At 38.6% G+C, this 21,615-nt stretch carries 15 protein-coding genes; 4 read left to right on the top strand and 11 right to left on the bottom strand.

Features of this window, described 5'->3' with window-relative positions:
- The first annotated feature begins 47 nt into the window (after nt 1-47).
- The gene (locus UABAM_RS26070) at nt 48-1,862 is read left to right on the top strand and encodes a leucine-rich repeat domain-containing protein (protein ID WP_151970921.1); all 1,815 of its coding nucleotides are present in this window, start codon (nt 48-50) and stop codon (nt 1,860-1,862) included.
- 122 nt (nt 1,863-1,984) lie between these two features.
- On the opposite strand, the gene UABAM_RS26075 is transcribed toward UABAM_RS26070, so the two are convergent.
- The 5 genes from UABAM_RS26075 to UABAM_RS26095 form a co-directional block, all read right to left on the bottom strand.
- Nucleotides 1,985-3,181 (bottom strand): ankyrin repeat domain-containing protein, encoded by a 1,197-nt coding sequence (locus tag UABAM_RS26075; RefSeq protein ID WP_151970922.1) that lies wholly within the window; start codon nt 3,179-3,181, stop codon nt 1,985-1,987.
- Nucleotides 3,182-3,274: 93 nt separating this feature from the next.
- On the bottom strand, nt 3,275-4,105 hold the full coding sequence (locus UABAM_RS26080) for a hypothetical protein (RefSeq protein ID WP_151970923.1): 831 nt from the start codon (nt 4,103-4,105) through the stop codon (nt 3,275-3,277).
- Nucleotides 4,106-4,117: 12 nt separating this feature from the next.
- Nucleotides 4,118-7,186, bottom strand: coding sequence for a WD40 repeat domain-containing serine/threonine-protein kinase (locus tag UABAM_RS26085; protein WP_151970924.1), 3,069 nt, complete (start codon nt 7,184-7,186; stop codon nt 4,118-4,120).
- A gap of 56 nt (nt 7,187-7,242) precedes the next feature.
- Complete coding sequence (locus UABAM_RS26090) at nt 7,243-7,524, bottom strand: hypothetical protein (RefSeq protein ID WP_151970925.1); 282 nt, start codon at nt 7,522-7,524, stop codon at nt 7,243-7,245.
- A gap of 58 nt (nt 7,525-7,582) precedes the next feature.
- Nucleotides 7,583-8,320, bottom strand: a complete 738-nt coding sequence (locus UABAM_RS26095) for an ORF6N domain-containing protein (protein WP_151970926.1) — start codon at nt 8,318-8,320, stop codon at nt 7,583-7,585.
- Nucleotides 8,321-8,571: 251 nt separating this feature from the next.
- Between UABAM_RS26095 and UABAM_RS26100 the strand changes: the two genes are divergently transcribed.
- The 3 genes from UABAM_RS26100 to UABAM_RS26110 are packed head-to-tail and all read left to right on the top strand — an operon-like array spanning nt 8,572 to nt 12,647.
- Nucleotides 8,572-9,561 carry a cyanophycinase gene (locus UABAM_RS26100; protein WP_173013581.1) on the top strand — a complete coding sequence of 330 codons (990 nt, stop codon included), beginning with the start codon at nt 8,572-8,574 and terminating at the stop codon, nt 9,559-9,561.
- A gap of 41 nt (nt 9,562-9,602) precedes the next feature.
- Complete coding sequence (locus UABAM_RS26105; RefSeq protein ID WP_151970928.1) at nt 9,603-10,751, top strand: acyltransferase family protein; 1,149 nt, start codon at nt 9,603-9,605, stop codon at nt 10,749-10,751.
- A gap of 54 nt (nt 10,752-10,805) precedes the next feature.
- Nucleotides 10,806-12,647 carry a CocE/NonD family hydrolase gene (locus tag UABAM_RS26110; RefSeq protein ID WP_151970929.1) on the top strand — a complete coding sequence of 614 codons (1,842 nt, stop codon included), beginning with the start codon at nt 10,806-10,808 and terminating at the stop codon, nt 12,645-12,647.
- Nucleotides 12,648-12,760: 113 nt separating this feature from the next.
- Here the strand turns inward: UABAM_RS26110 and UABAM_RS26115 are convergent, their stop codons facing one another.
- From UABAM_RS26115 to UABAM_RS26140, 6 genes are all read right to left on the bottom strand, one after another.
- Nucleotides 12,761-14,545 (bottom strand): serine/threonine-protein kinase, encoded by a 1,785-nt coding sequence (locus UABAM_RS26115; RefSeq protein ID WP_151970930.1) that lies wholly within the window; start codon nt 14,543-14,545, stop codon nt 12,761-12,763.
- Nucleotides 14,546-14,623: 78 nt separating this feature from the next.
- Nucleotides 14,624-16,438, bottom strand: a complete 1,815-nt coding sequence (locus UABAM_RS26120) for an exosortase-associated EpsI family protein (protein WP_151970931.1) — start codon at nt 16,436-16,438, stop codon at nt 14,624-14,626.
- Entirely contained in the window at nt 16,435-18,333 is a 1,899-nt protein-coding gene (locus UABAM_RS26125) for a tetratricopeptide repeat protein (RefSeq protein ID WP_151970932.1), read from the bottom strand. Before UABAM_RS26125 ends, UABAM_RS26120 begins: the two co-directional genes overlap by 4 nt.
- A 62-nt stretch (nt 18,334-18,395) precedes the next feature.
- A complete protein-coding gene (locus UABAM_RS26130) occupies nt 18,396-19,190 on the bottom strand; it encodes a DUF4114 domain-containing protein (RefSeq protein ID WP_151970933.1) in 795 nt (264 codons plus the stop codon).
- A 330-nt stretch (nt 19,191-19,520) separates the two neighbouring features.
- Nucleotides 19,521-21,272: a SpoIIE family protein phosphatase gene (locus tag UABAM_RS26135; protein ID WP_151970934.1), complete on the bottom strand. Its 1,752-nt coding sequence runs from the start codon at nt 21,270-21,272 to the stop codon at nt 19,521-19,523.
- Between the two features lie 14 nt (nt 21,273-21,286).
- A complete protein-coding gene (locus UABAM_RS26140) occupies nt 21,287-21,613 on the bottom strand; it encodes an STAS domain-containing protein (RefSeq protein WP_151970935.1) in 327 nt (108 codons plus the stop codon).
- Between the last annotated feature and the right edge of the window lie 2 nt (nt 21,614-21,615).

Here is a 21,615-nt window from a genome sequence, read left to right on the forward strand (position 1 = left end):
ACATAGTCAATTTCTAAGCTCAATGATCATATAGTCGAGGAAAAACGATGACCCAAACCGATATTTTTGAAAAAAGCAAACTCATTGAGTTCATTCGTTACGCTGCGCAAAAAAAAACACGCTACCTTTATCTAAACAACTACCTGATAACGGAACTGCCTGTTGAAATTGTCGAACTTACCGAGCTTGAATTTTTATACCTCTCCAACAACCAATTATCTACTTTACCTGTTGAAATAGGTGGTTTAAAAAAATTATATCATTTAGATGTAAGTTTTAATCAACTCAATTATTTACCAACAGAATTGTGTAATTTGGAGCAACTACATTATCTCTACGCGACCAACAACCGACTGAGTACACTACCGCCAAATTTAAACTCTCAACTAAAAGAACTGGATTTGAGTTATAATAATCTTAATTCTCTACCTGAAAGTATCGGCCATCTTACCCAATTGCAAGAACTCTATTTGCAATCGAACAAACTAACATCGCTACCAACAACATTTGGTCACTTATCGAATTTGAAAGATTTAAATTTAAGTAATAACGAACTTACTTTTTTTCCGCAAGAAGCGACCAGCACTGCATCTCTGGAGAAAATAAACTTGAGCCACAACCAACTAACTTCTCTCCCCGACAAGTTGGCTTTTTCACAAATACAAAATATAAATCTCAGCTTCAATCAGTTAGCCACGGTGCCTGACAGTATCAAAAGCCTCATTAAATTAAAGTATTTAGACTTGCGCCACAACCAACTACAAAAACTACCATGCAGCATCAATGACTTTCCACTTCTTGACCATATCCGTTTAGACAATAATCCACTGTTAAGCGGCGAAGACAAAGAAAATTATAATACAATCGTAATGTTAAAATCCCCGCAACGAAATCTTGGTCAACTACGATCTACCATTCCCGTCATCATTGCGATCTCTTGTGTATACGCTTTGTATTTCATACTAAAGTCCGCGTTTTTATATTTTTTCGACTATGTTCCTCCGTTTTTAAACGGTATGAGTATACTGATTTTATTGGTTTTATTCGGTGCATTGTGGGTAATCGTCGAAAAGGCACGCAACTCGCAAAGTTTTTTGTTTTCTGACGTACCATTTTTTGACATTTCTTCCGATTCTCAAACGTTTCGTCCCCAAATAGAAGAAGATATCATTCCCAACATCTCTATTTCTACAGAATACAAAAATGGTAGTGACATATGCATCATCAAACTTTCAGGGAGTGTCACATCGCAAAACTCCAGACCATTTATTTCGTTTATTAGAGATACGTACAGAGGAACAGACGGCAAAGTCATTATCGATCTTTCTGATTTGCAAAGCAATGACTATTGCACATCGGCAATGATCGGTTCGTGGAGGTATTTTTCTTACAGAGAAATAGATGTCAGAATGTTGAATATCCAAGAAAACTTACGTATATATGCGGAAAGACCAAACGCTTACGAAGGTTTTTGCTTTTATTCCTCCGTAGAAAGTGCCATAAAATCTTTTTCTGAGAGCCCTAAACCAAAAGTGGAAAAACAGGAATATGTTCACGAAAATAAAGGACCAGCAACGCCAGACGAAAAAAGACACTCAGGCGGTACAAAAACATCACTATTTAGCGGTATGAGATTCCCTAAAACTAGTATATGGGACAAGTTAAAAGGCATTATTCATCTTGTGGTAAGAATTCTGATTGCAGCTCCGATTATTTGGATGATCAGTTTTGTATCGACGGAAAAATATGAATCTTTCTCTCAGTTTTTTTCCATTTACATCGTCGCTGTAGGTTTTGGCGTTCCTATTGTAATTCTAATCGCAGGTGTTTTGATTTTTTTACGGCGTCGTATGAAAATATAAATTTTTGGCGACCCATTTAGAACTTCTTCAGAATCCGTTTGTAAGCACAAGTTTCAAATCTGAAACCTGCGCTTGCAAATATCTTCCTTCTATCAGCTAGTCATTATGTCTTTACCTATCATTTAGTCCCACCACAGGTAAAATTCTCTATTTTCTTCTAACTCCTCCGCCAAAAGTTTCATTTTAGATTCGTAAAGGTCAGGGCACAAATCCTGCATTTTTTTGGCTAAGTGTCGCGGATTGTTTATGGGGTTAATAAACTCACCGCTGAGTGCATCATTCTCTATACTATCAAGTATAACTGGGTTATCGCGGTCTATTTGCATTACAAATTCTACGATACCATCTGTGCCTAGTCGACAATCCCAGGTTTGTTCTAGTACTATGGCGTAATATTTATCTGCCTCCGGAATAATGCGAACTTGGCGTTCACTGGTGGCACGTTTACAAACATAGGCGAATGCATTGTGTTTTGCTAGTTCATTTTGTAAGCGAAAAAGATCTTCATTAGTCAGGTTCCGTTTTTTAGGGCACCTATAAAAGTATCCTACCCATTTACGTTCCACAGAAAATTTCTTAAAAGCTTTACCAAAAAAACTCTCCGCATGTTCCTTCGCTTCTAAAAATTTTTCTGATTGTACATTTTGATGCAGTTTTTGTAATACATTCTCAAATGTATACTTCTCTAAAGTATCCGCCGCAATAGGAGAAAAATCTAGTGTTTCTTCAATCACAAATTCTTTCTTCTCCTTTTTTTTCTTTGTTTTTTTGATACCTTTTTTCTCTAAAAATTTCCGCATCTTTTTTGATAAGAGATAGTTCTCTTCCCAAAAATTCCAATCCGTCTCCACTCCCATTTCTAGAAATTTTTCCACCATTTCTTTATTACCTTTTTCGACGGCGATGCTTAAGGAATTAAAGCCAAGAAAATCTTCGATGTTAGGATCCGCCCCGTTTTCAAGGAGTAATTTGCTAATATCGTTGTTGTTTATTCCTAAGGCATACATTAAAGGTGTTCGTCCTGTTCTAATGTTCATCATTTTATTTATTGTTTCGTAATCAGTATCCGCAGAGTACCATTTGGCATCTCGGATATTTTGTGAAGTTTCTTCGCAGTCTCTGCGATTAGGATCTGCACCCCTTTTCAAAAATTCAATAATAAGCTCTGTTTGCTCCGTATCAATTGCCACATGTAAAGGTGTCAAGCCCTCTATTTCTTTTTCGCTACTACGTATGTTTAAGTCAAAGTTCTCCCCAAAATACTCTCCGACTTTTTCTTGATCACCCGCCACAATTGCGGCAAAAAAATCTTCGCACATAAAGTCTCCTTGTTTTATAAAAAAATAAGAATCATACACTCAAACATAAACCGTAAGTTCTAAAAAAACAAGTAGGAAAAATTTTTGTGTTCCTTATTTTTTCTTTTTACGAATAAGTGACAATTCTGCATCGTTTTTGATGTAGTTTAATAAAGTAGAATATGCGACGGGCTTATCAAGACCACGATTCAGAATCTCCACAATGTTTCGTTTTGAGAGTCCTGTCTCTAAGTAATCTTTAATATCATCCCTTACAGTATCTAACCGCTTACCTTTTTTATTTTTACTTTTACTTAACTTAGGAACAGACACATATTCTCTTTCAGACGGAGCACAATCCATGGAGACAATTTTCCCCCATTTTTTATCTTCTTCGGAGCCAATTTCTTCTATGGGCCAAATTTTTATGGCGTCATAATCCTTCATGTGAAATGCAACGATACGTCGCGAATACCACATATCCTCTTTGAAAAATTCAATAATTTTCGTGTAGTTGGCAAGAAAACTTTCGGGATCTGGTTGTTTCGGTAACTCGATGAGTCGAAGAGACGGCAACGAGAACATATCGTCTGACAAAATGTTCTCGTTGGACATACGTAAATCTATAGATTCTAAAGAAATCCAATTTTCAACAATCCATATCTTAATTCCAGACATCTTTAAATGTTTGACATGAGGTATGAGTGCCATGGGCACAGGCAATTGGCTGGTGTCTTCTATCACAAGTTGCACACCATCATTGAAGTTGCAATTCATAAACATACTTCTATGATTTATACGAGTACGTAATGGCGTGCGGAAACTACAATTGTTAAAAGCACAGCCAAGCTCGAGTACCACAGGTTTTTCTAGATAGAACGTACAACCTCGGTAGTATGTGTCATCCTCAATGTGGTGTAGCGTTTTTCCCTTTATGATTTTCAATTATCTCTCCTTCTACTTTACAGAATTACGATGCAAAGCATCTTGTATTTGCTGCGGAATCAAAGGATCTTTATGATGAAATTTTCGCAGAGAAAATTCTCCGAGGATCGAAGGAAGTGCGATATATTGCCAATCTTTACTAATATTGGCTGAGCCATCTTCATTATATCCCAAATAGCTCTTGACGTGTTTGTTTAGCGATAAGTCATAAATCACAATACTGTGATTGGTAAGTGCTGCCCAAAAACGATTATCGGGAGAAATTTTTATTTCTTTCGCTTGTAATCCAATAGAAATGGAGGTAGTGTTTAGCCATTGTACATTTTGTCTCTCCCATGCCGTTATTTTGCCATCGGCAGAAGCGGAAATTAGCTTTTCCGCGTAATCCCAAGCGAGTGCATAGTGATCACTCTCCACCAAAGAGTATTCCTCTTTATTTGGATTATCCCAAAAATTTGCTGGCCAAATTTCGATGATGCCCCTTCTTGCACCTAGAGCGACCCATTTTCTTTGAGGGTCAAAAGCAATCTCCCTAATTAGGGATAAAGTTCTTCGCTCAGCAATTTTTTGCCCAGAAGCGGTGCTATAAACTTCCATACAGGAATAGCCCTTGTCCCTAGAAACATAAAGAAATCGACCATCGGGTGAAAATTTAGACATGCGTTGGTCGTGCACTTTAATCTTCATCTCACGGTTAGTGAGGTCCGGAAGATCATAGATTGTGATACTAGGCCCTTCGTGAACGAGCATCTTTGTTTCATCATTATCAAACCACAGGCTACTAATTTTTTGATAATTTTTGTTAAAAATAGATTTGGTGGTATTGGGGTTTTGTCGATCCACAACAACAACCCTAATTTTTAAATTAAAGGCATAATAGCGGTTTTTGGGGCTAATGGTGGCCGTTTCTGTATTGAAATTGGTATTGACACTCAAATTTACAATACGATTGAGTTGTTGCTGCTCTTTTGCGGACAGAGTAAATTGCTGTGTGGCTTTCTCAAAATGAATTTGCCATTTTTGACAAAATATTTTTCTTTGGCGCGTACCGCAAACATATAAAAAACGTCCACTATTATCGAAGCAAACCTGTTGCACCCCCATTGTAGTAGGCAAAACAAATAGTTTTTTACTATTCGCCGCATTCCATAAAATGACGCGACCATCTTCCCCTGCCGTCGCAAAAAAGTGTCCTCGCCGACTAAAGGCGATATCGGCCATCTTTCCCGAATGTGCTTCATAAGAAACACGATAATCTTCGTTAAAGTTGGAAATAACAAATTCTCCTCTGTTGCTCGTATACACAATGATGTTACGACGCGGATTCAATGACATAGCTTCAGAGTGATGGTTGATGGGAATATAATCATCGCGTACTTTTTTCCCATTTTTAAAGATAAAAACCACACCACCCGAACTTGCCGCAAAATATTTACCATTTGCAGCGAGAGCAATGTTGTGTACTCTTTCCTTCTTATCCAGTGCCAATTTTCTTATTTTTTTACCTTTTTCCCAAAACCATAAACGATCCTTTGCGATAAACAATACCTGCTGACCACTATCGGAAATTTTTATGTGGGAAATACCAGGATATTTTCCTGGCAATACGCTCTTTTTTTGTTGTGACCGTACATCATAAATTTCAATTTGATTGAGAGGATTGACACGCGTCACAAAACGACCATTTGCAGAAATACGCGCTAGTTTTACTGAAGAAGGAATTGTATACAACAATCGTGGAGAGCTTTCCATCTGCGAGACATCCCAAATTTTTGTGGTAGATAACTCTTTCGTTAGAATACGTCCAGTGAAATCAGCCATATCAAACTCAGCGATTGGTAACTCGACTTCTCCTAAGCAAATAGGTAAATTAGAATAAATGGCGTTCGTTAATACAAACTCTACTTCTTCGCGTAACTCATTTGTTTTGTCGTGTTTTTTCAATATCTTACGCGCGTATACAAGCTCTTGTGCTGCTTGTGGATACTCTTTGTTACCTATATGAGTATAGGCATGTTTTAAACTTGCTTTTGCCAAAGATCTTTTTAGTAGGATGTTGTTTGCTTTGAGTTCTTCCTGATTTTGAGCTAAACGATGGTTACTTTTTTCGAGGGTTTGTCGCTGCTGTGCAAGCTCGTTATTTTTTTGGGAAACGGCAATCAGCAATAACGAGATAATCGCTGTAGAGAGAACACTGATCACCATGATCGTCGACGGCAAGGGGTGGCGGTAAATCCATTTTTGGATTCTGGCCCAAGTTCCCGTGGATTTTGTAAGAATGGGCTTATTGTCGATAAAACGTTGTAGTTCTTGTCGTAATTCACAAACAGAGGAATAACGTTTCTGAGGTTTTTTGTTTAGGCACTTCAGACATATGATGTCCAAATCTTTTTTTATAGATGGGTTTAGACATGTGGGTGGCAATATCTCGGTGTGCACAACTTGGTAAAAGATATTCATCACCGAATCGCCCACATAGGGAGGTCGCCCTACCAATATTTCATACAAAATAGTTCCCAAAGAGTAAAGATCGCTTTTCCGGGTGGTGTTTCGTCCATTCAAAATTTCAGGTGCCATGTACATAGGTGTGCCAAGAATATCTGTCGAAATAGAAATGTCTTGTTCTCCTAGTTGCTTGGCAAGGCCAAAGTCCATCACCACTGGTTCATTATTTTTGCGAACCATAATATTTGCTGGTTTTAAATCGCGATGAATCACGTTATTCTTATGCGCATATTCAATAGCATGGCAAATTTTGATGAAAATATGAATCAATTCATTTGTAGAAAAACATTTTTGGCGAATCGCTTCTTTTAAAGTAATTCCAGGAATGTACTCCATGGTATAGAAATATGTAGGCTCTGTTCCTGACTCGAACATGGTGATGATACAAGGATGGTTCAAACGCGCAACAGCACGCATTTCTCTCATAAAACGCTGTAGTTGGCGACTATTGGTATTGGCATTTATTAAAACTTTAAGAGCGCATTCTCTCCCTAGTTGCTCATCGCGCGCCAGATAAACGATCCCCATTCCGCCACGGCCTAGTTCGTCTAAAAGGCGATAATTTCTAAATTTCATGTTGCTACTCCTAAAGCTTCATAATTCCCTACACAACAAGTAACTTTTTGTCATGGTTATTTAGAGTTTATTCTTTTCTTCTTTAATTTGGCGAAATATTCTTGATCTTCTCTCTTTATCTGATGGCTTTTTCTAAAAGCCAACACAAGTAACAAAAACATCATCACAAACAAAATAATCACTGGGTTTACTTTTGCCTCTGCCTCACCTTGAAGAATAACATAAAAAAAGAATAATACAGGTGTTGGCAACAACAAAATAGCAGGTATATTATACTTTTCTCTGCCTTTTAGTATGAGTAGGTCCACGTAGTATCTCGTTTGACGTTGGCGTCTCATGTAATCTCCTGTAATGTTTTGTGACACGGTAAACGAATCTCTTTCGCGTCTGACACACTCAAAACCGGTAAGCATTCAACCACTGCACGGCCTGTGGAAATTCACTGGTAGGTAACTGCGTGTAACGAGCCAAATGAAAGTGTTCTTTAAATTCACGCCAAATTTTGTGCATTTGTTTGCGACTTTTCGCCTTTTCCTTGACGATATCGCGTAGCTCTTCCGCTTGTTCCGGAGATATACATGCATTCTCCACTTTCTCTATTTGCCGCGTATGTGTATGTAGTAACTCTTCTAAACCGTTTAGCCTACTCTGCATAGAACTCATCGCTGTTTTGATAAAATCAATTTCGTTCACAACCGCTTTGATCAAACGTCGATCGTTGACGACCGCCGACGAAATCATTTGCGGTAAATCAGCGGCAGAGTAGTTACCTCTCTCGGAGGAGGTAAAAGCACGTATAATTTCAACAGACCTTTGTGCAGCTCGGTCAGAGCGCAACAATAAAGCAACGCTGTTACATCCTTCCCAGGTAAACGCTTTAGGCTTACTACGATTAAAAGCTCTGGGATTTGAAGTGACATTTTGTCTCTTCAAAATCTCCACTTCTTCATCTGTTAGTACAAAACAAAAGTCCTCCGGGAATTTCTTTTTGTTGCGCGAGACTATTCTGTTGAGATATTTCGTCTCTATTTGAAAAATGGTGGCGACAGTTCTATCTAATAAAGCTTTCGGTCGTCCTGGTAACTCAAGTACTGGATATGAGTTATTGTTGATATTAATAGCTAGTTCGTTCATGTATTACCTACTTTAGATACAAATCTAATATTGAAGTGACAAAATGGCACTTAAAAATTGAAGTGACATTTTGTCACTTCAAGTAAACGTAGATTATCTTATATTTAGATTTCAAAAGCCAGTATTTTTGGAGTGCCATTTTGTCACTTCAAATGATAGAGTGTAGTCCTCTATGCAAATCCGTTATTATCTGTTATAGTAAATTCAGTGTAGTTCACAAAAAACGACAGCTAAATAACAGGAGGCTCCTAGTGAAACTGTTTTTATTTTTGATCACCACTCTTTCTTTTTGTTTCGCACAGGAAAAAATGGAGGAAAAGCCACAAGAGGTTAAGTTGGTAAACTTTGCCAAATCGAGAGTTAAAATCTTAATCGCTGGCAATCCTGAAGATGTTACCACCGAAACATCTTACGGTTTATGGCTTTCAGGTGGCGGAGCGGAGCCACTTGGACGCAACGAATGGTTTCGCAAAAAATCCGGTGGTGGCGACTATGTTTTTTTAACGGCTTCTAACAAACGGTCGGTCTCGCTCAAGAAGGGCTTTGATTCTACCCAAACCTTGGTGGTGGATTCTCGTGAAAAAGCCCAAAGTGACTATGTATATAAGATTCTTAGGAATGCGGAAGCACTGTATATCGGCGGTGGAAAACAATCGAGATACTTTCGTTATTGGAAAGACACCAAAGTAGAAAAAGCGATCGAATATTTGGCGACAGAGAAAAAAATTCCCATTGGAGGAATCAGTGCGGGTTTGGCAATATTAGGTCAATTTAGTTATACTGCAGCCAAAGGGCATCCTCACAAAGACTTTCTAAATGTACCGTTTATGCAAAATACGATCACGGATACACACTTTAGTAATCGTAAGCGTGAAAAAAGGTTGGTAGGGTTTTTAGCGAAAATTGTGCATCGCGGCTGGGTAGAATCAGCCAAAAAAGTTATTGGCATAGGTATTAACGAAGCTACGGCTCTTGTCGTGGGCGAAAACGGCGTCGCTGTCGTTTATGGCAAAAAGAAAAAGCAAGGTAAATACCCTAGCGAAGTTTATGTTGTTATACCGCTCACCGAACCCGTTTTTCAAGACTCAGAAAAGCAGTTTAGTTGGGAAGATCCCCAAGCCATACAAGTATGGAAGTTAAAACCAGGGGATACCATTGATTTAAAAACATATACACCAAGAGAAAAACAGGTTATTTACTACCGTTTTGTAAACAATCAATTACTTATAGAAAAAACATAAGTTTTCTATTATCTATCAAAGTAACAAATCTGGAGGATTTTATGGATAGTGATCAGCCAAAGCGATTGTATTACCTTGACTGGCTACGTGTCTTGGCAATTTTGGGAGTGTTTTTGTTTCATGCTGTCCATCCTTTTGACTTGGTAGACTGGCATATCAAAAATGGTGACAAAAGTATGCTGGTAACAGTTGTATTAATCATGGTTTTTCCGTGGGCAATGCCGGTATTCTTTTTTATCTCTGGTGCGGGAAGTTGGTTTTCTTTGCAGCGAAGAACGGGATATCGCTTTGCCATTGAACGCGTCCAACGGCTCTTTGTGCCTTTTATTGTCGGATCGATTCTTCTTTCGCCATTTCAAATATACCTGGAATGGATCCACAAAGGAAAACATAGCGGAACGTTTTTGGAATTTCTCCCCTCTTTTTGGCAACACATTACCGACCCCACAATTTTGCTTAGCCCAAGTATTTTTGGAAGATGGGGTATCCACTTGTGGTTCCTGGGCTTTTTATTTGCGTTTTCCGTGATCGCTATTCCGTTTTTTCAGTGGCTAAAAGGGGAACGCGGTCAACGCTTTTTATCTTACCTTGAGGCTTTGTTGCAAAAAAAAGGCGGCATGTTGTTGTTTATCCTACCTCTATTTGCCATCAAGTTGATCTTTCATCCTATTCCCGGTCAACACGGATGGGCAGAGTTCTTGTACATGTTTACTTTTTTTGTCGCGGGTTATATTTTTTACACCAAACAAGTCTATATGGAAATTATTCACCGAGATCGAAATATCTTCTTATGCGGTGGAATCTTTGGTGTGGTGATTGGCATTGTCACTGCGGTGTATGGAAATCCACAACAAGCCATTTCTCAACCAGGTAGTGTGGAGTTTTATGCCATATGGCTTGCTTTTGTGCTCATGAGTTGGTGCTGGGCAATATATGTAGTTTATTTGGGAAGCTGTTATTTGAATTATAGCACTCCGTTACTCAGCTATGGGCAGAAGATCATAAATCCTTTTTATTTACTACACCAACCTGTTATTCTGTTTGTGGCATTTTATGTCGTGCAATTACAACTGAATCTATATTTAAAACTCGTGATTGTTGTCACAACATCATTTATTATTTGCTTAAGCTTACTAGAAGGTCTTATTTTGAGAATAAAGCCTTTACGTGTATTGCTTGGCATGAAATAACACAAGAATTCCTTCTAATAACAATGACCTGTCACTTACGTTGAAAGGAAGAAAATGAAGTACTTATCTTTGCTACTTGTCGTATTCTCACTAAATATTTTTCACGCGCAAGAACAAGCGGAATATATCCGCGAAAACTACACGAAATACGAATATCGCATCCCGATGCGCGATGGAGCCAAATTGTTCACCGCGGTGTATATACCAAACGATGTATCGCAAAAATATCCCATTCTGATGTACCGTACGCCTTATACGGTAAGTCCATATGGTGCTGATCAATATAAAAAGCGTTTGGGTCCTAATCATCTTCTGGCAAAAGAGGGTTATATTTTTGTCTACCAGGATGTGCGCGGTACGATGATGTCCGAGGGAGAATTTGTGAATATGACACCTCATGTTTCCGCGAAAAAGACCAATGAGAGCACCGACACATACGACACCATCGAATGGCTACTAAAAAATATCAAAAACCACAATGGCAAAGTAGGGCAGTGGGGAATTTCCTATCCTGGATTTTATAGTGCCGCCGGCATGATAGATAGCCATCCGGCGCTGAAAGCTGTTTCACCTCAAGCCCCCATCGCTGATTGGTTTTGGGATGATTTCCATCACCATGGTGCTTTTTTTCTTCCTCATGGATTTAACTTTCTAAGTGTTTTTGGTAAAAAACGCGACAAACTGCGCACGACCTTTGGCAAGCGCTTTGATCATAAAACTCCCGATGGCTATCAATTTTTCTTAGAGATGGGACCACTAAAAAACGCCAATGAAAAATACTTGCACGGAAAAATCAAGTTTTGGAACGATATCGTAGAGCACCCTAATTACGATGAATTTTGGCAGTCACGTAACATACTACCGCACCTCAAAAATGTAAAATGTGCGGTAATGACTGTGGGTGGTTGGTTTGATGCCGAAGATCTCTACGGGCCTTTGAATATCTATAAAGAAGTCGAAAAAAATAATCCCGGTATTTTCAATATGCTTGTCATGGGACCGTGGGTTCATGGTGGATGGGCACGTAGCGAAGGAAATTCATTGGGTGACATTTCTTTTGGTGCCAAAACATCTAAGTACTATCAAAAACATGTGGAAAGTATGTTTTTCAATCATTTCCTAAAAGGAAAAGGTGAATTGCAGTTGCCAGAGGCGTTGTGTTTTGAAACCGGGGCCAATCGTTGGCGACGTTTTCAGAAATGGCCTCCGCAGAATTTGCAACCAAAGAATTTGTATATGCATGACAAAAGTCGTCTACATTTCTCGCCACCTCAAAAAGAAGGGTTTGACGACTACATCAGTGACCCCAACAAACCCGTGCCCTCAGGAAATGAAATCGCCATTGGCATGACACGAGAGTACATGATCGAAGACCAAAGATTTGCCGCACGTCGTCCCGATGTACTTCATTACCAAACGGAAGTATTAGAAGAAGATATGACCATTGTCGGGCCTATCGATGCCAACCTATGGGTTTCCACCACCGGAACTGCTGCTGACTGGGTGGTAAAAATTATCGACGTTTTTCCCAATGATTATGAACAAAAAGGCGAAAAGGAAACAAAAAAGATGGGTGGCTACCAGATGATGGTACGCAGTGAGATTATTCGCGGTAGATTTCGCGAAAGTTACGAGCACCCCAAACCATTTACCGCAAATAAAATCACCAAAGTGTCTTTTAATTTACAAGATGTGTGTCACACCTTTAAACGAGGTCATCGCATTATGATTCAGATTCAAAGCACATGGTTTCCCATGGTAGATCGCAATCCTCAAAAATATGTAGACAATATCTTTAAAGCCAACGAAGAGGATTTTATTCGCGCAACACACCGTGTTTATCGTTCTAAAGAACATCCTTCGCATATTCACATAAAGGTTTTGCCAACAAAATAGTCGCATTTTCAATGATATGCGGTGCCCTCCTACTAGGTAATTGCTGGGGTGCATCGCATACCAGCAATTTCCATACTTAAGATACGCATTAGTCTTGCGCTCAAACTCGTTTCTCATTCATTGTTGCGTACGAACAACTTGCCAATGTTATCAATAGAGTCATATTCTCCGGCATCGATCTTTTGTATTAAAAGATTCAAAATGCCGGTGTAGCGATGTTTTAAATCAACGGCTTTTTGCAAATCCGCTCTCGCTTCACTAAAATTTTCCTGCGGGATGTGGACAAAAATAGCTCGTGCGCCGTAGTAACTACCTTGATCAGGATTTAATGCGATGCTTTTGGCAAAATCTTGTTCTGCAAGTGAAAAAAACTCAGAATTGCTTTGCGCCATTGCCCCGTAACACTGACCACGGTGGTAGTAGTAATATCCAATTTTTGGATTTATTTCTATTGCTGTATCGAGATTTTTAATGGCACGTGCAAAAAGGTCTTCTCTTTCTTGTACATCGTTTTTTTGTCTCGCCAATATCTTGTACTGCGTTCCTCTAATTTTATAAATGCCACTATTTTTGATATCTAGTTGCGTCCCAATAGAGGTCATCTTTAGCACTGCCTGCTGCATTTTTAGGTCAAACAATTGCGAACTGACATGTTCCATTTCTTTTGCCAATTTTTTATGCCGCACATTATGATCGGCCACAGCCTGCCCATTGATTTTATTTATTACCTCTCGAATATTCTCTTTGTTTTTCTCCCCCTGTGTTAATAGAGAAAAAACTTCTTGTAGAGGCTCTCTAATTTCGTTGGTAAGGTTTTCATCATGAATGACTTGTAGTTTTTGCTGAACATATTGAAGGTGCTGTGCTAAATCTTGTTGATTGCGTTGACTTTTTTTAACAACCTTTTCAATGCTGGCTAAATACCTTTTGATGTCGCGTAAAATGTCCTCTTGCTGTGGATTCATTTGCGTTTTGTACTGCAATACGACCGTATTCACTGCGACGAGTAGCAAAACAGCGAGCACAAAAGCATATTTCTTTACTTTGCTTTTGCCTTTAAAATGAAATGTGCGCTTTGCCGCTATTTTACGGTTATTGCGGAAATTGCGTAAATCGCGAACCAATTCCCATGCATTCTGATAGCGTTTTTCGGGATTTTTCGCCAAGCATTTCAAGCAAATTTTTTCTAACTCTATAGGAATATCGTTTCTTATTTTTCGCGGTGCTATCGGCTCTTCGTTTAAAATACGCAACATAATGCGAAATTCCGCATCGCCGGAAAATAGTTTTTTCCCGGTCAAAGCCTCGTAAAAAGTTGCCCCGATAGAGTAAATATCACTACATTTACTCACTCCGCCTTCAACCTGCTCAGGCGACATATAAGTGACACTACCCACAATTTGTCCTGTTTGCGACAACTTACTCGCTTCGCGATCGCTATCTTTTGCCAAGCCAAAATCCATTAACTTAGGATTGAGTTGCGAATCCAACATGATATTTGCAGGCTTGATATCACGGTGGATGATATTGTTTTTGTGCACCTCGTGCAGGGCTTCTGCTACTTTTTCGATCATCTCCGCGATTCTGCGATAGTCCACTTCCGTTGTTGTCTTTATATACTCGGCCAAACTCAACCCTGCAATAAATTCCATTGTAAAAAATGGAATGGGGTTTTCTCCATATTCGTAAATGCGCACAATATTTGGATGTGACAACTGCGACAATGCCTGCACTTCGCGAAGAAAGCGTTTGGAGTGTTGCATATCTTGAAATTTTTCTATTACCTTGAGGGCAACTTTGCGCTTCATTCTTGGATCGTAAACTTCATATACAATTCCCATACCACCGCGACCGAGTTGGGAAATGATTTGGTAACGCGCAAATGTTGTTGTTTTCATTGTTTCTTCCAAAAAATGTATATGCTTCCAAATATGTACTTTGTGCCTAACTACATAGATTCTGTACTTAAATTTTAGCTAGAATTCGAGAATTTGCGGCATCAAATCAAAAATTTTATTCCATTTGAGTGGTTTACTATTTACCGTTTGTAAAATTACCAAAACAGGCTCCTGGTATAAATACCCCAAAGTCATACGTCGCATAGTCGTTTCATACCAATAACGCGTAGGACTTGTATAAGTAGATAGTTCAGCTGCAAACCAATAAACAACTTCTTTCGTTTGTTGACCACGCTGTAACTTAACGAAATTCAGATCTCCGCCTCGATGAGAAATTTTTCGAGCTGAGATAATTTTCCAACCGGCTCCCACAATACAGTAATGGGGATCATGAACAGCATGGCGGTCTTTTGTTCCATCAATTGCTAACAAAATAAATTCTTGTTTTCCTACTTTATAGAAGCGTTTTAATGCATTTGCTTTTCCAAAACTACGTTGTTCTCTATCTGTTAGAGCAATATCTTGGCTGACAAAACCAAAACCTTTTTTGGGAATATCAAATAAGCGTTGTTGTTCGCGATGTGGTAAGAAAGGCCAAATAAAAGCGAGAATAAAAAATATCGCGTATGCTGCCGCAAGTTGGGACAACTTCAACGAAATTGACACACTTTGCTCTCTACTACGAATAGCAAAGATTGAGGTAATGCTTACAATGCATAGTTTTGGTAATAGAATGTGATTTGTGATATAGTAACTAATCAACCAACTAAACGCAGGCATCCATACGACTCCCGACACTGCCCATAACAAAGTAGTGGCATTGATTTTGGTCATGAGAGAATACACAAAGCAGGCAAATCCTATGTAACATAGTGTGTTTAAATCTCCAACACATCCCAAAAAAGTGCACAATATGGCGACACTTAACAGCAAGAAATTGCAACGTAGCTGACGATTTTTATATAAGTGATAAATACACGGAACTAGCCATACACCAACAACCAACCAACCGTATTTTTCTAACGGGGAACGCCACCAACTACTACAAAGTTCACCTAAGTTCAGTAAAATATACACAAATGCCACAACGACAACTACTTTTTCACTGCAAAACTTTGCCCATTTTTGTTGTAAATGAGCTAGCAAAAAAGTAAAGAAAAACATAAACACAAGTAGAATCATGCTACCCCAAGTATGGAATAGTCCAAGAGCAAATTCTTCTCCAGCCGCCAGAGCGGCAAAACCGATGACAACGATGCGTAGTGCGTTTGTCCACCAAGCAAGTAGCGTTAACAAGAACAGGTTAAGCGCAATATTTATTTTGTCTTCGAGATAAAGATACATAACAGCAAAACCCATCACCAAAACCGCTTGTAGAGTATTCATACCTGCACATGCACTATCCACAGATAAAAATACCCCGGAAATAATTAGGGAAGTTCCTTGTTGTTCCGCGGGAAAGCCTAACGCTGTAAAAAACTCATAAGCGAATGTAGCACCGCTCACCCGAAAAATCCAACCTAATTGCTCTGCACTTAATGCAATCCATGGAAATGATAAAAATAAAAATACAATAAGGTGTTTTGTCTTTCCCTCACAAAATACATCAAACCACAACCAAGCAATGCAACAAGTACAACAAGCAAACAACAATGTGGAATTCAAGACAAAAGCGCTCGTAAAGAATACGCAACCAACTACGGCTACGACACTCGAAGGTTTGTGTACTACATCACTCGTTTCCCAAGGTTTAGATAACCACATGAACAAGGCAAATGACATTAGCAAAGGAATGGTGTCTTCCAAGGAGGTAAACCAACTTGTATCGCGCAGCCATGTAAATAAGGATAGCGCGATAAAAATAAATGCGAATAAACGTTTTATGTTTTTCATTTTTGATTTTTCATTTGTTGTATCTTGTTATAATTTTCGGCAAACTGTAGTTGATCAGGGAACTGTTTTTGTAAAATAACCGTCCACTTTTCGGCTTCTTGCCAGTTGCGATTTTGGAAAGCTTCTTTTGCTAAAAAGACTTTCGCTTCAACAGATTTCTGGGCAATTTTTTGATAAATTTTTTGTGCCCGGGTTTTATCGTTTTCCAGTAAAAAAATCCGCGCAAGTACCTCTTGTCCCAACACACTATAGAGCAACTTTTTATGTAAACGCAACACACTTTTGGCCAACTTGTAGTTGCGCAACTCTAAATAGTACAACGAGAGTAACCATGAAGCACGTATGCCAACACCATCGTCTCTTTTCGCTAAAATTCTCAATATGTCACATCCAACAACCACATCCCCTTGCGCAATCAAAAGTTCAGCTTTCAACAACTGTAAAGAAAGCATTTCCGGATAACTTTCCGCAAAATAAATGGCGCGTTTTTTATCGCGAACGACACTCATTGCATGCATGATCTGTTGAGCATACCATTCTGGCAATTTCCCTTTCGGTAAGTTCTCATGTAAAATAACAGCGGCTTCCAACCATTTATGACACAATAGTAAAGCGGGAAAGACGTAGGGAGTCTTTATGAAATTCAATAAATCATGGTTACGCGGAACTGCTAGCTGTAAACGCTCACGGCGAGCAGCATCATCTAAGAATTTTCCTAGTTCACCACAACTTGACTTCACTTCAATGAACGAAGTCCCTCCTTGGGTAAACCCTCCGTATTTTTTATGGAACAAAATACGATGTAGGTTATTCTGTAAGCGTGGATTCCACTCTTCATCTGAATATTGCTGTAACCATTCCAATGCCTTGTCATACTGTTGATTTTTTAGAAAATGTAGTACACGTAACCAGTATAAATACTGGTTACGATTGTGAGATTCTTTTGCTAAATCTTCACTCCAAAATTCCCTTATAGGTAGCTGATTTATTGCTTGTAGCATACCATTCTCTTTGGTAATTTTTTGTTTTTTATTGATAGCAACTCGTTGGTAAAAAGCTAATTTTTGCCATATATAAGCAGGTGCTTTTTCGGTGAGACGACTCCATGTCTCGATGGCCAATAAATAATTATCTTGGCGAACGTAAAATTCAGCCAAACGATCAACGATGACGAAATTTTTAGGATTGGATAGATAGGCCGCCACATACTCAACGCGTGCGCTTTTATCTCTGCCTAAACTTTCCAAGACCTGCCCACGAAACAAACGTAAATCGGCGTTTTTTGAATCGTAGTTGTGGCCTTCTTCTAAGTATTCCCAAGCTTGTGCAAATTGATTTTCTTGCGTTTCCATTAATGCCAAGCGGATCCATAACTCCGCTTTATCGCGGAATTTTGTTTTATTTTCCAACAATTTCTTCCGCGCTTGCTTTCGTTTTTGCCTTTTTATTAGAGTGTCCACTTCGAGAATAAACCACTCAAACACGCGCGTTTTTTTGGTATGCCATACCTCAACAATTTTTTGGTATTTCTTCCAAAATTTTGTTTCAAAAAATGCCCTGGCTACCCACAAAGATGCTTCCTCATTCTCTAAGAGTAAATCAGGGTTTTGCTCGTATAAAAAAACAAGCCGTGGGATATCACGAAGGTTTTGCAAGATTTCTAATTCTAGTTTTTGCCATTTAGAATTGTGATACTCACTCTTTCCAAGCATTTTTTTATATGCGTAAACAACAATCAATGATTTATTGTAATGCTCGCTACGGCAAAATTGTTTTGCTTTTTTATAACGAAACTGCTCTTGCTCCTTGATCACGGCATCACGCCAAATTTTTGCTCCTGCACCTCCAAGTATCAAAAAGAGTAAAGCAGTAATTGCGATATACTTCTTTTTCACGATCCCCCCCAATGTAACAAATAACGACAAAACAATGGCCATTATGGTCGATCCAACACCATTTACGTACAAAGACTACCTTTTAAAGATTTGCGACGATAAACAAATGCAAAAATAAGAAAAAAAGCAATAAAAATAATTGTTGTTCCTGGCTCTGGTGCGCCCACAATACTATTTAAATTCTCTTCCCCAATATCAACCGCAAATAAAATATCGTTATAGTCCAAATCTCCCCCACCAAGTAAATCTTCAAAACCGACAAGTAAAAAAGGACTTCCTCCCGGAACAAAGGCAATCATGTGCTGTAAACCATCAGGATTGTTGTCTGTCGAAAAAACTGTTTGTCCACCGTTTGCGCCATTGGCAATCAAGAAAAAATCCAACTGTGTACCTTTTTCTAAATTACCAAGTTCGACAAAATCGCCTTGTTGCAGAGGGGTAGAATTGCTACGAGATCGACCTGCGGACGCATCGGGGAAAATCAACTGTGAGCTTTCATTGATACCACTTTCACCATTGGTATTAAATCCTAAGGTATTGCGAAAACCAGCGCCTTCGGAAATAAAATATACACGTGACTCAAAGTCAGACTTCAAAACAAGCTCTGCTGGGTCCACGTTGAAGAGTTGTGCATTTTCAAATACAGAACTTTCGCCAAGATTAGTAGATATGAAATTTTGAAAGCCAGGTAAGTAATTTTCCTGAAACTCTACAGCGCGTGCATCGGAACCTGCAATTTGAACAGGGTTGACAATGTCAAGATCAAACGGTCGCGCCGATGACTGAACAGGTGACTGTTGTTGTGCTACTAGAGAAATGGTTAGTATCACACATAAATATAAATGTATCACTTTCATCTGTTTCTCCTAAAGTTTAATTTAGCTGCAAAAGCCTCTTAAAATACGATAGGTTTTATTACTACCAAAAAGTGTGCCATTAAATTCAAAATTTATTTTGTTTGGTGCTATTACCGATTTGATGCGTTATAGAGCGTAAAACTAACGTCTAGGAAAATGCCATACGTCATTTATTTCTGACTGTCTGTTTTTTCTGACACTTACACAAATTGAACACCTAAATACGATCCCGCCCCCCTATCCCAGAAATTATACATAACGGGATCGGGAACGGGATCGGGAACGGGATCGTATAAAAGTGATATCTTTCTACTAGTACAAGTCATTAGATTAAGTTATATCTAAATCAGAACTCGCGGTGCGCAACGTTTCACTTTGAAAATTCTTGATAAGTGATAGATAATTATTCCCCTTACTATCGCGATGATAGGTAACTTTATCTACTAAACTGTGAATAATATAAAGGCCAAACCCCCCACTCATTTGTTGTAAGTCCGCATCCGTAATTTCATCGATATCGTTCATATTTTTTTCATCGGCCATCGAAAATGGTATTCCTTTATCAACAAAACAAATGCGAATCCAGGAATGGGACACAGATATCTCGATGCGGATTACATTGTCGGGGTCATTTTTATAGCCGTGCCGAATAATATTTGCAACAACTTCATTCGCTGCCAATAACAAATTGTTCAAGTTTTCTTCGTTTTGGAAATACCTAATTTTAGAGGCCGTTTTCGTTATGTAATTGCGTACGCGTTTTAATTCATCCAAACAACTTGTGATCATAAGAACATTGTATATTCGGGTTTGGCTAAATACTTCCTCGATTTTGACAACAATGCACGTTACGTCATCCTTGAAGTCTTGGTAACTGTATTCAATGAGGCTTTCTCTAACTTTTGCGATAATTTCGCCAGGTGTCTTTGTGCTATTTTGTTTCAAAATGTTCATGAGTTTTTGTTCACCAAACATCTCTCCTTTTTCATTTTGAACTTCAATAACCCCATCAGAATAAAATAAGAATATATCATTATCATCAAAGTGCTCTTCTGCTATTTCTAAATTTGGCTGGGTTTGAACACCGAGAGGCAAATTTTTACCTACAATACGCTGGACCTGTTCTGATAAAAATTTGTAGTGGAGGATATTGGTATGTCCAAAATCTACCGATATCAGTTTGTGAGTAAAAAGATTAAAACGGTTGTAACACATGGTGGCAAATGTTTCTAATTCAATAAGCTCAGGGGTAATTTCTTCCATCAACCGTAGCATAATTTTCTGTGGTGAAATAAATCCACGAGTGGGAAGATTTGCTTTTCCCGCACAACGCAATAAAACACCTTTTAGAGCTGCCGCCACCAAAGCTGCTGCGATCCCTTTTCCCATAACGTCACCAATCACGAGATCCATACATTTTGTATCATGATTAAAAAAATCATAAAAATCACCCGACACTTCTTGGGAAGGAATATTCAATACTTCAATCGTTAAATTTTCCCTTTTGGGAAGGCGCCCTAAAAGCAACGCTTTCTGGATCTCAAAACCTATTTCTTTGTTATTTTGCGATAACTTTTCTTTATTAATGCGCGCTTGTTCTTTTTCCGCCACCAAAGCGCGTTCTTTTTCCACAATAACTTCTTCTTTTTGACGCAATGACTGTTCAAGAGCTTTGAAGTTTTCAATTTTTTTGTCTAAAGCTTTTGTACATAAGAGCAAATCACCACCAAATTCCATTTTTGGTAACGCGCTATAATCTTCCACATCATCAATGAACAATTGGCACAAAAAAACAACTGTTTTTTCCTGAACAATGACATTTGCTTTAAACTTTAAGTGATTACTTGTTTGAATAATATACTTTTCATCTGGCATCGCACAAATTTGCTCATAAGTAAAATCTTCCAAATAAGGCTGCAAAATACGAAAGCAATTTTTGAAAGGAATACCCACATTGATTGCGGCACACAGGGACTGCATTTCTTCGCTTACACTTACGACAACGAGTGAATCATTGAATACAACATGTAGCGGAAAAATTGTTTCGAACGAAGAGAATGGGATGACAATATCTTGAGACATAAAATCACCCCAAATCAAAAAGAAGCAATAGCTTCTTCTTTGGTATTGCAAATATCAAACACTTTATGCATACGTACAAGCTCAAATAGCGTACGTACGGTTTTCGAGATGGCAAAAAGTTTTAGTTCTCCGCTACTCTCATTACAACCTCGTAGACAAGACAGAATTGCTCCCAAACCAGAACTATCAATAAATTTAAGCGCACTCATATCAATCAATACTTTGGGATGCTTGACAATTTCTGCGGTTTGCTCTTTAAACTCTTTGCTGTTACTGGCATCTAAAACATCTGCCGTTACGGTAATAATTCGGATATCGTTTTCTGTTTGTGTTGAGATCATGA

The sequence above is a fragment of the Candidatus Uabimicrobium amorphum genome (assembly GCF_009002475.1).
GTDB classification, from domain to species: Bacteria; Planctomycetota; Uabimicrobiia; order Uabimicrobiales; family Uabimicrobiaceae; genus Uabimicrobium; species Uabimicrobium amorphum.